Here is a 12,618-nt window from a genome sequence, read left to right as displayed (position 1 = left end):
CGAGATCGTCTCGAAGGTCTCACGAAGGCTCCGAAAGGCCGGAGAGGCAGCTCACGCGGCATTGACAACGGCCCGCCCTACACGCCGGTTCCCGGTCCGCGCCATGACCTGGATCACGCGAGTCGCGGAGGATAACACACACCCCGTCGGAGCTTGTGAAGGGGCGCACGAGCGACCCCCCTGAGGCGGGTGGATACTCGATGGCATGAGCACCACGGAGCGTCCCAGGATCCTCGTAGTAGGCGGTGGGTACGTAGGCCTGTACGCAGCTCGGCGCATTCTCAAGAAGATGCGCTACGGCGAGGCGACCGTCACGGTCGTCGACCCCCGGTCGTACATGACCTACCAGCCCTTCCTCCCCGAAACCGCCGCCGGCAACATCTCCCCTCGCCATGTCGTCGTCCCGCTGCGACGCGTGCTGCCCAAGGCGGAGGTGCTCACCGGCCGGGTCACCACCATCGATCAGGACCGCAAGGTCGCCACGATCGCCCCGCTGGTCGGCGAGGCGTACGAGCTGCCCTTCGACTACCTGGTCATCGCGCTCGGCGCGGTCTCCCGCACCTTCCCGATCCCCGGCCTCGCCGAGCAGGGCATCGGTATGAAGGGCGTCGAGGAGGCCATCGGCCTGCGCAACCACGTCCTCGAGCAGCTCGACAAGGCCGACTCCACCACCGACGAGGAGATCCGCCGCAAGGCGCTCACCTTCGTCTTCATCGGCGGCGGCTTCGCCGGTGCGGAGACCATCGGTGAGGTCGAGGACCTGGCCCGCGACGCGGCCAAGTACTACAAGACCGTGTCCCGCGAGGACATGCGCTTCATCCTGGTCGACGCCGCGGACAAGATCCTGCCCGAGGTCGGCCCCAAGCTCGGCCAGTACGGCAAGGAGCACCTGGAGAGCCGCGGTGTGGAGATCTACCTCTCCACCTCGATGGACTCCTGCGTCGACGGCCACGTGGTGCTGAAGAACGGGCTGGAGGTCGACTCCAACACCATCGTGTGGACCGCCGGCGTCAAGCCGAACCCGGTCCTGTCGCGCTACGGTCTCCCGCTCGGCCCCCGCGGCCACGTGGACACCGCCCCGACCCTCCAGGTCCAGGGCACCGACTACATCTGGGCCGCCGGCGACAACGCCCAGGTCCCGGACGTCGCGGCCCGCAAGGCTGGCGTCGAGAACGCCTGGTGCCCGCCGAACGCCCAGCACGCGCTGCGTCAGGCCAAGGCCCTCGGCGACAACGTGGTCTCCGGCATGCGGGGCTTCCCGCAGAAGGAGTACGCGCACTCCAACAAGGGTGCGGTGGCCGGTCTCGGCCTCCACAAGGGCGTCGCGATGATCGTCATGGGCAAGGTGAAGATCAAGGTCAAGGGCCGTCTCGCCTGGTACATGCACCGTGGCTACCACGGTCTGGCGATGCCGACCTGGAACCGCAAGGTCCGCGTCTTCGCCGACTGGACCCTCGGCATGTTCCTCAAGCGCGAGGTCGTCTCCCTCGGCGCGATGGAGCACCCGCGCGAGGAGTTCTACGAGGCCGCCAAGCCCGTGCCGGCGGCCGCTAAGCCGGAGCAGAAGACCGAGGCGAAGGCCTCCTGACCCGCTCAGGTCACTGAACAACCACCCGAAGGACCTCCCGCCATCCGTGGTGCGGGAGGTCCTTCGGCGTTCCTGGGATTGCGTCCCGGCCTGTCGTTGTTTAAGCAGGTGGACAAAACCGGGATCCTCGTCACGGAGGTGTGCGCCATGTCCTATGCCGCCCTGCGGCTGAAGAACCTCTTGGAACAACTACTGGGAGTCCCCCTTCCGGTGCGTATCCGCGCGTGGGACGGATCCCAGGCGGGCCCGCCGGGCGCCCCCGTGCTGATCGTGCGCAACCGCCGAGCCGTCCGGCGGCTGCTGTTCAAGCCCGGCGAGCTCGGCCTCGCGCGCGCCTGGGTCGCCGGCGACCTCGACATCGACGGCGACCTCTACACCGCCCTCGGCCTCATCTCGGGCCTCGTCTGGGAGCGCGACGAGGGGTCCAGGAGCCTCTCCGAGGCGCTGCGCGACCCCCAGGTACGGGCCGCCGTGCGCGGCCTCGTGAAGCTCGGCGGAGTTCCCTTGCCGCCCGCCCCGCCCCGCGAGGAGGTCCGCCGCCGCGGCCACCTCCACACCAAGCGCACCGACAGACGCGCCGTCAGCCACCACTACGACGTCGGCAACGACTTCTACGAGATCGTCCTCGGCCCGTCGATGGTCTACTCGTGCGCCTACTGGGAGTCCCCCCACGGCACACTCGAGGCCGCCCAGCGCGACAAGCTCGAACTCGTGTGCCGCAAGCTCGGCCTGACACCCGGTCAGCGGCTCCTCGACGTCGGCTGCGGCTGGGGATCGCTGGCCATCCACGCCGCCCGCGAGCACGGCGTGAGCGTCGTCGGCGTCACCCTCTCCCAGGAACAAGCCTCCTACGCCCGTAAACGCGTCGCCGACGAGGGACTCACCGACCGGGTCGAGATCCGCGTCCAGGACTACCGGGACGTCACCGACGGGCCCTACGACGCGATCGCCTCCATCGGCATGGCCGAACACGTCGGCGCCGACCGGTACCTGGAGTACGCCCGGGACCTGTACGCCCTCCTGAAGCCCGGCGGACGACTCCTCAACCACCAGATCGCCCGCCGCCCGGAGCGCGACGAAACCACCTACCGGGTCGACGAGTTCATCGACGCCTACGTCTTCCCCGACGGCGAACTCGCCCCCCTCGGCACCACCGTCACCCAACTGGAGCGCGCCGGACTGGAGGCGCGTGACGTCGAGTCGATCCGCGAGCACTACGGCCTCACCCTGCGCCGCTGGGTCGCGAACCTGGAGGCCGACCGGCCCCGTGCCCAGCGGATCGCGGGCCCCGGCCGGGCCCGGGTCTGGCTCCTCTACATGGCGGCCTGCGCCCTCGCCTTCGAACGCAACCGCATCGGCGTCAACCAGGTCCTGGCCGTCCGGCCACCGGAGTCCGGCACCTCCGGGCTGCCACTGCGGGCGCGCACCTGGAACTGAACAGACAAAAGGGGCCCGCCGCTCGCACGCGACGGGCCCCGAACGCCGTACGGCTATTCCGACTTGATGGCCGTCAGCATGTTCAGCCGGGACGCGCGCCGGGCCGGCCACAGGGCCGCCAGGACGCCGACCGCCGCCGCCAGCAGCAGGAAGAGGCCCATCCTGGTCCACGGCAGGACCAGTTCGTACGTCGCCATCTTGGTGCCCAGCAGCTCGCCGGCCGCCCAGCCGAAGAAGACGCCCAGGCCGATGCCGAGCACCCCGCCGAACAGGGAGATCACCAGGGACTCCAGGCGGACCATCCGCTTGATGCCCTTGCGGTCCAGGCCGATCGCGCGGAGCATGCCGATCTCCTGGGAGCGCTCGAAGACCGACATGGCCAGGGTGTTGATGACACCGAGGACCGCGACGATCACTGCCATGGCGAGCAGGCCGTAGAGCATGTTCAGCATCAGCGTGAACATCTGCGCGATGTCGTCGGACAGGTCCTGCTTGCTCTGGACCTTGATGGCCGGGTTGGTGCCGAGGGCCTTCTCCAGCTTGTCCTTCGTCGCGCTCGTCGCGCCGTCGGACGTCTTCACCATGACCATCATGTCGGCGGTGTCCGACAGATGCGGGGTGAGCGTGGCGTTGTCGAGGAGGATGCCGCTGAAGAACTCGTTGCCCTCGTAGACCCCGGCGACCGTCAGCTTCTGCTTCCTGCCGTCCTCGTAGGCGACCGTGAAGCTCGAACCGGCCTTCCAGCCACGCTGCTCGGCACGATCGGTGTCCACGACGACCTGTGTGCCGCCCACCTTGAAGGCGCCGTCGTCGACCTTGAGATCGGTGAGCTTGCCGAACGAGGCTCCGTTGACGCCGGTCAGGTACTCCGTCTCGCCGCCGATGCGGGAGGGGGAGTTGCGCATCGGGCTGATCTCGGTGACGTCGTCGACCCGGGTCAGCTCCTTCGCGACATCCGGCGAGAGCTCGTTGCCGTTCGCCATCGACACGACGTAGTCCGCGCGGATCGCCGACGACGCCATCTTGTCGATCGACTTCTGCAGACTGCCCGCCATCACCGTCATGCCGGTGATGAGGGTCAGGCCGATCATCAGCGCGGAGGCGGTGGCAGCGGTACGACGGGGGTTGCGGACCGAGTTCTGACGGGCCAGCTTGCCGGCCGTGCCGAAGATCCGCAGGACGGGCGCGGCGGCCGCGATCAGCGGGCGGGACAGCAGCGGGGTCAGGATGAACACACCGATGATCAGCAGGACCGCGCCGAGGCCCATCGGGGCCTGACCGTCCGAGCCCTCCATCGTGGTGGCCGCCAGGACGACCGCGACGCCGGCGCCGCTGAAGAGGGCGCCCAGGGTGTTGCGCAGCACCAGCGACTTGGTGGTGGCCTGCGCGTGCACGCTGCTCATCGCGGCGACCGGCGGGATCTTCGCGGCCCGACGGCCCGGCAGCCATGCCGCCAGCATGGTGATGAGGACACCGACCGCGAGGGCGGTGGCGACCGTGCCGCCGGAGATGATCAGCGGGCCGTCGGGGACGGTGGCGCCCAGGGTGCCCATCAGCGACCGGAGCCCGGCGCCGATGCCGATGCCCGCGACCAGACCGGTCACCCCGGCGACCGTGCCGACCACGAAGGCCTCGATCAGCACCGACCGCGTGACCTGCCGGCGCGAGGCGCCGACGGCCCGCAGCAGCGCGAGTTCCTTGGTGCGCTGGGCGACCAGCATGGTGAAGGTGTTGGCGATGATGAACGTGCCGACGAAGAGCGCGATGCCCGCGAAGACCAGCAGGCCCTGCTTCAGCCCGGCCATCGACGCGGAGATCATCTCGGCCTGGTCGTCGGCGAGTTGACGCCCCGTCGTGGTCTCCACGAGGTTCATCGGCAGCGCCTTGTCGAGGGCGGCCTTCAGCGCGGTCTGGGAGGTGCCGGAGGCGGCCTTCACGTCGATCTGGTCGTACGTGCCCGTCTTGCCGAACAGCGTCTGCGCGGTCGCCGTGTCGAACAGGGCGAGGCTGCCGCCGGCCGCGACGTTGCCGTCGTCGGTGGTGAAGATGCCGGTGATCTTCGGAGCGAGGACCGGCCCGTCGACGGAGATCCGCACCGTGTCGCCGACCTTGTAGCCGGCGCGCTCGGCGGTCTCGGAGTCGATGGCGACCTGGTTCCTGCCGTGCGGTGCCGCACCTTCCTTCAGCGGGTACCGCGGGTCCTTGTCCCCCCAGTAGTTCCCGCCCTGCGACTGGAAGCCGCCGCCGATGAGCTTGCCGTCCTTGTCGGCGATGGCCGTGAAGCCGTTGACGACACCGATGGTCGAGGCGGCCCCGTCGACCTTCGCGCTTCTGTCGAGCAGTGCCTGGGTGAGTTCGGGGGTCTTGCCGACCTTGTCGCCCTTGCTCTCCTGGTAGTTGGGCTGCACGGCCACGTCAACCTGGTCGAAGCCCTTGGCCGAGCTGTTCTGGTAGGCGTTCGAGATGGTGCTGGTGAAGACCAGCGTCCCGGACACGAAGGCCACGCCGAGCATCACGGCGAGCACCGTCATGAGCAGCCGGGCCTTGTGCGCGAGGACGTTGCGCAGGGCGGTGCGGAACATCAGGAGGTACGGCCCTTCGCGTCGAACTGCTTCATGAAGTCGAGCACCGAGTCCGCGGTCGGCTGGTACATCTCGTCCACGATCCGCCCGTCGGCGAGGAAGACGACCCGGTCCGCGTACGCGGCGGCCACCGGGTCATGGGTCACCATCACCACGGTCTGCCCCAACTCCCGTACGGAGTTGCGGAGAAAGCCCAGCACTTCGGCGCCGGAGCGCGAGTCGAGGTTTCCGGTGGGCTCGTCGCCGAAGATGATGTCGGGCCTGGAGGCGAGGGCACGGGCGACGGCGACGCGCTGCTGCTGGCCGCCGGAGAGCTGGGAGGGCCGGTGGGAGAGGCGGTCCTTCAGCCCCACCATCTGGATCACCGAGTCCAGCCACTGCTTGTCCGGCTTACGGCCCGCGATGTCCATGGGGAGTGTGATGTTCTCCAGCGCGGTCAGCGTCGGCAGCAGGTTGAACGCCTGGAAGATGAAGCCGATCTTGTCCCGGCGGAGCTTGGTGAGCTGCTTGTCCTTGAGGGAGCCCAGCTCGATGTCGCCGATGCGTACGGACCCGGAGGAGAACGTGTCCAGTCCGGCCACACAGTGCATCAGCGTGGACTTGCCGGACCCCGACGGGCCCATGATCGCGGTGAACTCGGCCTGCCGGAAGTCGACGGAGACCCGGTCGAGGGCGACCACCTGGGTCTCGCCCTGTCCGTAGATCTTCGACAGATCCGTGGCGCGAGCGGCCACGGTGGTGGCTCGGCCGGCGATGGGAGTGGTGGTCACGGGTGGGCGCTCCTGACGGGACGACGACATGTTCAGGGGACGTGAACCATCGTCTCGGCGCCTCGCCGCCGTGTAGTCAGCCGCTGTTCCGGTTCCGGGGGGCGACTTCCGGTTGACCGCGCCCGGTCGTCTCATACCTGGGGATGACGGGAGCCCCTGAGGGCGGGCCGCGTCGAGAACAGGTGGAGCCCCCTCGTTCGGGCGGTGAAATTCCGTCATTCCGCATGCGTGGTCGGCCGTCACGCGTAAGGCTATTGGCAAGTGCGGATGGCCCGTTCCACGGGCTGATGCACCCTCAGACGTCAATAAAATAAGACAACATCGGTCCGCCCGTCCGCTGTTCGGGGGATGTATCCCGATAGGCTCGAACCTCGACGCGGAGCCCATGGCCTGCCCGGATGGTGGAATGCAGACACGGCGAGCTTAAACCTCGCTGCCCCTCGCGGGCGTACCGGTTCAAGTCCGGTTCCGGGCACCTCCGACCTTTTCAGAACCCGTAGGCAGACACCGCTTCCCGTGGGGTCCTTCCTTCAGCACATCGCGACAGTGCGATGGCGCGGCCCACCCCCTCGCGAACCCGCCCGGGCGTTCTGCCCCGCACCGACCGTTGACACACGGCGCCACCCGCCCCAGACTCGCGAGAGCAACTCAGTGAAGTAAATTTCACTATACGAACCCCGCGCGAAGCGTGCACGAACCACGAGTCACGCGAACAGCGGCAATGACGCCCACCGAAGGGAACGACCGATGCGCACCACCGTCGGCATCATCGGAGCCGGCCCCGCCGGCCTCCTCCTCGCCCGGCTGCTTCACAACGCCGGCATCGACTCGGTCGTCCTCGAAAGCCGTGACCGCTCCTACGTCGAGCAGCGGCAGCGGGCCGGGATCCTGGAGCAGGGGACCGTGGACGTGCTGCGGGCGGCCGGGGCCGGGGAGCGGATGGAGAGGGAGGGGCTGCGGCACGACGGGATAGAGCTGCGGTACGACAGGAAGCGGCACCGGGTCGACTTCCCGGCCCTCACCGGCGGGCGGTCCGTGATGGTCTACGCGCAGACCGAGGTGTGCAAGGACCTCATCGCCCTCCAGCTCAAGGAGGGCGGGCCACTGCTCTTCGAGGCGGAGGCGCTGGCCGTGGAGGGGGCGGACGGGGACAGCCCGAGCATCCGGTTCCGGCATGAAGGGCGTGAGGACGTTCTCGAGTGCGAGTACGTCGTCGGGTGCGACGGGTTCTGGGGCGTCGCGCGCAAGGCGATCCCCGAGGAGCTGACCCGGGTCTTCGAGCGGACGTACCCCTTCGGCTGGCTCGGCATCCTCGCCGACGTCCCGCCCTCCCACGACGAACTGGTCTATGCCCGCCACGACCGCGGCTTCGCCCTGCTGTCCATGCGGTCGCCGTCCGTCTCCCGGCTCTACCTCCAGGTGCCCGAGGGAACCGACGCGGAGAGCTGGGGTGACGAGGAGATCTGGGACGAGCTGGAGCGGCGCTTCGAGACCGACGACGACTGGCGGCTCCAAAGGGGCCCCATCACCCAGAAGTCCGTCACGCCCATGCGGTCGTACGTCCATGAGCCCATGCGGCACGGCCGGCTCTATCTCGCCGGGGACGCCGCCCACATCGTGCCGCCGACCGGGGCGAAGGGGCTGAATCTCGCCGTAGGGGATGTCGTCACCTTCGCGCGGGCGCTGACGCAGGAGAAGGAGACGGGGTCCACCGAGCTCCTCGACGCCTACTCCGAGACCTGTCTGCGCCGCGTCTGGCAGGCCGAGCGGTTCTCGTACGACATGACGACGCTGCTGCACCGGGCCCCCGACGCCACCCCCTTCGAGGACCGGCTCCAGGTGGCGCGGCTGGAGCGGATCGCCTCGTCCGAGGCCGCCGAGACCGATCTGGCCGAGGGGTACACGGGGTTCCCGTTCGGGTGAGTGATCTCCGGCCGGTCGCGGCGATGTACCGGCTTGGTCATGAACCTGCCCCTCCGTGGCCGGGAATCAGTGGGCCGCGTAGCGTGTTGGCCAGCACAACAAGGGAAAGATCCTCCCCAAGCATTAGGGTCAATCCTTTGCCTACCTATTACTCTTAGGCCAAGGCCCACCACAGTGGCCATGGAGGAGTGAAATGAGGAGCAGCAACCCGGTCTTCTCGCGACGGGGGTTCAGCCGCGACAACGGCTACGCGGGCTTCAACGCCCAGCCGCAGGCCGGGGGCGCCGCTGTAGGCACGCAGGCCAACCCCTACGCGCAGGGCAACCCGTATGCCCAGCCGCAGGCGGACCCCTACGCGCAGAACCCGTACGCGCAGAATCCCTACGCCCAGCAGGACCTGCAGCACGGCGCGCCGCCGCAGGCCCCGGCCACCACCGGCCGGATGACGATGGACGACGTCGTCCTTCGCACCGGCACCACCCTCGGCATCCTGGTCGTCACGGCCGCGGTCGCCTGGGCGGCCCTGCCGGTCGACGACGCCAACATCGGCCGGTCGTACGGCATCGCCATCGGTGCCGCCCTGATCGGCATGGTCCTGGCGCTCGTCCAGTCCTTCAAGCGCAAGGCCTCGCCCGCGCTGATCGTCTCGTACGCGGCGTTCGAGGGTGTCTTCCTCGGCGTCGTCTCCAGCGTGGTCGACAACCGCATCGCCAGCGGCGCGGCCATGCAGGCCGTGATCGGCACGCTCGCGGTCTTCGTCGCGGTCCTGGTGGCGTACAGGGCGGGCTGGATCCGCGTCAACCGCCGGTTCTACGGCTTCGTGATGGCGGCCGCGCTCGGCTTCGTCCTGCTGATGATGGTGAACCTCCTGTTCGCCGCCTTCGGCGGCGGTGACGGCCTCGGCTTCCGCAGCGGTGGCCTCGGCATCGTCTTCGGCATCATCGGCGTCCTGCTCGGTGCGTGCTTCCTGGCCCTCGACTTCAAGCAGGTCGAGGACGGCATCGCCTACGGTGCCCCGCGCGAGGAGGCCTGGCTGGCGGCGTTCGGTCTGACCATGACGCTGGTCTGGATCTACCTCGAGTTCCTGAGGCTGATCGCGATCCTCAACAGCAGCGACTGACGCACCCCGCGTGCGTGAAGGGGCCCCGGGTTCTCCCGGGGCCCCTTCGTCGTCTGGGTGCGTGCGCGCGCCTAGAGGAGGTTGCGCGCGGCCCTCCTCAGGTCGTACTCGTGGATGAGAGCTTTCGCGTGGCCGTAGGCGAGGTTGTGTTCGTGGCGGAGCCAGCTGACCTTTTCCTCGAAGCGGAAGAGAGAGGGCCCTTCTTCGACGGTGCGGAGCCAGTCGGACACTTCACGACCGGTGCAGTGAGGGATGCGGGCGAGCAGATTGCGGTGGGTCTCCTCGGAGAGGACGTGGGACATCGGCGCCTCCGGACGCAAAGGGGATGTAAGCCGGTCCTTCAGGTCACCGTGCCTGAGCGTTCGCCCGTTGGCAACAGTCCCGGTGCGGCGCGTACGGTGTCGCCGTGGCCGATACAGCGCGTTTGACGCAAGCCGTGGATCACTTCGCCGACCGGCTGAGGGCAGCCCCCCAGAGCCGGTTGCAGCGGGGAGGCGCCACCGAGGCACTGGGGCTGGCCAGGGAGTTGGTCCGTCGGGCGCAGCTTCTCGAAGATCCCTCGAAGGAGCCTCGGGAGATGCCGGACGCCGGGATGTTCGCGGCCGCTGACCAAATCACGGTGGCCGTGCACGACTTGGCCCTCGTCCTGACGGACGAGGGCCAAGTCGATGAAGCCGTTCAGTTGGTGGAGGAGGCGCAGAAGCGCGCCGGGGTCTGAGCTACAGGCTCGCTATGACCCTGTCGGCCAGGATGTAGACGTTCTCCTCGCCGCACGCGAAGGTCAGGGTGTACGCGCCCGACACTCCCGAACCGCCCAGCAGTATCGGGGTCTCGCCCGCCGTCAGGGCCGCCGAGAGGCGCTCCGCCGTCTCCCGGTGACCCGGGGTCATGCAGAGCGTGGTGCCGTCGGCGAAGACATAGACGTCGAGGGTGCCCAGCGGGCCCGGGCGGACGTCGGCCAGTTCCACGCGACCGTCGGCCAGTTCCTCGAGGGTGGCCACCGTGCGCTCATGGTCGTTCACCACCGGCGACTGCACCGGGACGAAGTCCGGGTGGGAGGGGTGGCGGCGGCGGGCCGCGGCCAGCTCCGGGGAGTCCCCGGCGAACTCGTCGATGTCGGACGTCGGCTCGGAGACCGGCTCCAGCGGCTCCAGGCCCACGAAATCGGCCTGGCGGGGCAGGAACAGCTCACTGTCGGGCAGGCCGAGCAGGGTCGGCGCGTCGGAGGCGTCACGTGCCTCCTGGGCGGCCCAGAACGCCCGCGCCTCGGCGAGCTCCCGCTCCCGCTCCTCGGCGAGGGCCTCGGCCACGGCGGCTCGTATCTCAGCGGCGTCGGCGGAGTGGCGGGCGGCCGGCACGAGACCGCGCGCGGCCGTCGCGTTCGTCCTGGCAAGCTCGGTGTGCAGGGCCGCGACCTGGCGGCGCAGCTGCATGAGGGTGCGCAGGACGGCGACGGCCACGGCGCCCGTGGCGGCCGTGGTGACCAGCAAGGCGATCGGCATGGCGCTCACTGACGTACTCCCGGTTCAAAGTCGACCCCCGACTTCCTACATCAGCTTGAAGGGCGGACTATCCCGCTGTCAGTGCGTAACGTCACGAAACGGGCAGGACTTTGGGCCCGGAGTTTAGTGTGAGAACGGCCTTGACCTGCGTAAATCCCTTCGCGAAGGGAGATAGGTCACATCCTGGGGGAGATTGGATCACAAAACGGCCCAGAACCCTGGTGGTTCAAGGGTTCTGGGCCCGAGCCTCACGCCGGGTGCCCGTGCGGTCACGGGCAGTTGGTCAGCTGAGGCGCTCGATGACCATCGCCATGCCCTGGCCGCCGCCGACGCACATCGTCTCCAGACCGAACTGCTTGTCGTGGAACTGGAGGGAGTTGATGAGCGTGCCGGTGATGCGGGCGCCGGTCATGCCGAAGGGGTGGCCGACGGCGATGGCGCCGCCGTTGACGTTCAGCTTGTCAAGGTCGATGCCGAGGTCGCGGTAGGAGGGGATCACCTGGGCGGCGAACGCCTCGTTGATCTCGACCAGGTCGATGTCGTCGATGGTGAGGCCGGCCCGGCGCAGGGCCTGGTTGCTCGCCTCGACCGGGCCGAGGCCCATGATCTCGGGAGACAGGCCCGAGACACCGGTCGACACGATGCGGGCGAGCGGGGTGAGGCCGAGCTCGCGGGCCTTGGTGTCGGACATGATGACGACCGCGGCGGCGCCGTCGTTGAGCGGGCAGCAGTTGCCGGCGGTGACGAGTCCGTCGGGGCGGAAGACGGGCTTGAGGCCGCCGACGGCCTCCAGGGTGACGCCGGCGCGCGGACCGTCGTCCTTGCTGACCACCGTGCCGTCGGGGAGCGTCACCGGGGTGATCTCGCGCTCCCAGAAGCCGTTCTTGATGGCCTCTTCGGCGAGGTTCTGGGACCGTACGCCGAACTCGTCCATGTCCTGGCGGGTGACGCCCTTGATGCGGGCGAGGTTCTCGGCGGTCTGGCCCATCCCGATGTAGGCGTCCGGCACGAGGCCGTCCTCGCGCGGGTCGTGCCAGGTCGTGCCCTCCTGCTGGGCGACCTCGACCGTGCGGGCCTCGGCCTCGGCGAAGAGCGGGTTGTGCGTGTCCGGGAGGCTGTCGGAGTTGCCCTTGGTGAAGCGGGAGACCATCTCGACACCGGCCGAGATGAAGACGTCGCCCTCGCCGGCCTTGATGGCGTGCAGGGCCATGCGGCTCGTCTGCAGCGAGGAGGAGCAGTAGCGGGTGACCGTACAGCCGGGGAGGTGGTCCATCCCCATCTGTACGGCGACGATGCGGCCGAGGTTGTTGCCCTGCTCGCCGCCGGGCAGACCGCAGCCGAGGTGCAGGTCGTCGATGTCCCTCGGGTCCAGCTCCGGGACCTTGGCCAGGGCCGCCTGGATGATCGTGGCGGTGAGGTCGTCCGGGCGGAGGTCCTTCAGCGAGCCCTTGAAAGCGCGGCCGATGGGTGAGCGGGCGGTCGAGACGATCACTGCTTCGGGCATGACGGCTCCAGAAAAGGGTGTGGCGCGTAGCGCCTCGTTGAGGGGCGGTGGTCGGGCGGCGGGCGGGAGTACGTGGTTCTTCGGGGCACGGGCTGGTTGGGAAGTTACCCGTACGTATGGACTAGGTCACGGGTATGGGGGTGTGACCCTGACCGCAGTTTACTAAGCGCTTGCTTTCCTCGCCTCCGCCGG

10 protein-coding genes and 1 tRNA gene are annotated in these 12,618 nt (G+C 68.9%); 6 read left to right on the top strand and 5 right to left on the bottom strand.

Features of this window, described 5'->3' with window-relative positions; all coding sequences use genetic code 11:
• The first annotated feature begins 205 nt into the window (after positions 1 to 205).
• Together OHU89_RS21260 and OHU89_RS21255 are read left to right on the top strand one after the other, a co-directional pair.
• Positions 206 to 1,588, top strand: coding sequence for an NAD(P)/FAD-dependent oxidoreductase (locus OHU89_RS21260; RefSeq protein WP_405645013.1), 1,383 nt, complete (start codon positions 206 to 208; stop codon positions 1,586 to 1,588).
• A gap of 147 nt (positions 1,589 to 1,735) precedes the next feature.
• The gene (locus OHU89_RS21255; RefSeq protein WP_405645011.1) at positions 1,736 to 3,025 is read left to right on the top strand and encodes a class I SAM-dependent methyltransferase; all 1,290 of its coding nucleotides are present in this window, start codon (positions 1,736 to 1,738) and stop codon (positions 3,023 to 3,025) included.
• A gap of 53 nt (positions 3,026 to 3,078) precedes the next feature.
• On the opposite strand, the gene OHU89_RS21250 is transcribed toward OHU89_RS21255, so the two are convergent.
• Together OHU89_RS21250 and OHU89_RS21245 are read right to left on the bottom strand one after the other, a co-directional pair.
• On the bottom strand, positions 3,079 to 5,607 hold the full coding sequence (locus OHU89_RS21250) for an ABC transporter permease (protein ID WP_405645009.1): 2,529 nt from the start codon (positions 5,605 to 5,607) through the stop codon (positions 3,079 to 3,081).
• Entirely contained in the window at positions 5,607 to 6,377 is a 771-nt protein-coding gene (locus OHU89_RS21245) for an ABC transporter ATP-binding protein (RefSeq protein ID WP_266891442.1), read from the bottom strand. Before OHU89_RS21245 ends, OHU89_RS21250 begins: the two co-directional genes overlap by 1 nt.
• A 392-nt stretch (positions 6,378 to 6,769) precedes the next feature.
• Here OHU89_RS21245 and OHU89_RS21240 point away from each other — a divergent pair.
• The 3 genes from OHU89_RS21240 to OHU89_RS21230 all read left to right on the top strand — a co-directional run bounded on the left by OHU89_RS21240 (position 6,770) and on the right by OHU89_RS21230 (position 9,420).
• A tRNA-Leu gene (locus OHU89_RS21240) sits at positions 6,770 to 6,852 on the top strand.
• A gap of 272 nt (positions 6,853 to 7,124) precedes the next feature.
• Positions 7,125 to 8,300 (top strand): 4-hydroxybenzoate 3-monooxygenase, encoded by a 1,176-nt coding sequence (locus OHU89_RS21235; RefSeq protein WP_405645007.1) that lies wholly within the window; start codon positions 7,125 to 7,127, stop codon positions 8,298 to 8,300.
• A gap of 193 nt (positions 8,301 to 8,493) precedes the next feature.
• Positions 8,494 to 9,420, top strand: a complete 927-nt coding sequence (locus OHU89_RS21230) for a Bax inhibitor-1/YccA family protein (protein ID WP_267015685.1) — start codon at positions 8,494 to 8,496, stop codon at positions 9,418 to 9,420.
• A 71-nt stretch (positions 9,421 to 9,491) separates the two neighbouring features.
• Here OHU89_RS21230 and OHU89_RS21225 read toward each other — a convergent pair whose 3' ends face one another.
• A complete protein-coding gene (locus OHU89_RS21225; RefSeq protein WP_046257545.1) occupies positions 9,492 to 9,722 on the bottom strand; it encodes a DUF4287 domain-containing protein in 231 nt (76 codons plus the stop codon).
• Between the two features lie 104 nt (positions 9,723 to 9,826).
• Here OHU89_RS21225 and OHU89_RS21220 point away from each other — a divergent pair, with 104 nt between their 5' ends.
• On the top strand, positions 9,827 to 10,138 hold the full coding sequence (locus tag OHU89_RS21220; RefSeq protein WP_266891449.1) for a hypothetical protein: 312 nt from the start codon (positions 9,827 to 9,829) through the stop codon (positions 10,136 to 10,138).
• A gap of 1 nt (position 10,139) precedes the next feature.
• Here the strand turns inward: OHU89_RS21220 and OHU89_RS21215 are convergent, their stop codons facing one another.
• Together OHU89_RS21215 and OHU89_RS21210 are read right to left on the bottom strand one after the other, a co-directional pair.
• Entirely contained in the window at positions 10,140 to 10,922 is a 783-nt protein-coding gene (locus OHU89_RS21215; RefSeq protein ID WP_405654594.1) for a hypothetical protein, read from the bottom strand.
• A gap of 283 nt (positions 10,923 to 11,205) precedes the next feature.
• Positions 11,206 to 12,426 (bottom strand): acetyl-CoA C-acetyltransferase, encoded by a 1,221-nt coding sequence (locus OHU89_RS21210; RefSeq protein WP_266891451.1) that lies wholly within the window; start codon positions 12,424 to 12,426, stop codon positions 11,206 to 11,208.
• Positions 12,427 to 12,618 lie beyond the last annotated feature (192 nt).

Source organism: Streptomyces sp. NBC_00019 (genome assembly GCF_045041015.1).
GTDB lineage: Bacteria > Actinomycetota > Actinomycetes > Streptomycetales > Streptomycetaceae > Streptomyces.
Note: the sequence above shows the minus strand (reverse complement) of the source record. Positions and strands in the feature narration are given on the sequence as shown.

Coding starts and splice junctions, on each gene's coding strand:
- OHU89_RS21260 (WP_405645013.1), top strand. CDS start 206: ATGAGCACCACGGAGCGTCCCAGGATCCTCGTAGTAGGCGGTGGGTAC.
- OHU89_RS21255 (WP_405645011.1), top strand. CDS start 1,736: ATGTCCTATGCCGCCCTGCGGCTGAAGAACCTCTTGGAACAACTACTG.
- OHU89_RS21215 (WP_405654594.1), bottom strand. CDS start 10,922: ATGCCGATCGCCTTGCTGGTCACCACGGCCGCCACGGGCGCCGTGGCC.
- OHU89_RS21250 (WP_405645009.1), bottom strand. CDS start 5,607: ATGTTCCGCACCGCCCTGCGCAACGTCCTCGCGCACAAGGCCCGGCTG.
- OHU89_RS21210 (WP_266891451.1), bottom strand. CDS start 12,426: ATGCCCGAAGCAGTGATCGTCTCGACCGCCCGCTCACCCATCGGCCGC.
- OHU89_RS21225 (WP_046257545.1), bottom strand. CDS start 9,722: ATGTCCCACGTCCTCTCCGAGGAGACCCACCGCAATCTGCTCGCCCGC.
- OHU89_RS21235 (WP_405645007.1), top strand. CDS start 7,125: ATGCGCACCACCGTCGGCATCATCGGAGCCGGCCCCGCCGGCCTCCTC.
- OHU89_RS21230 (WP_267015685.1), top strand. CDS start 8,494: ATGAGGAGCAGCAACCCGGTCTTCTCGCGACGGGGGTTCAGCCGCGAC.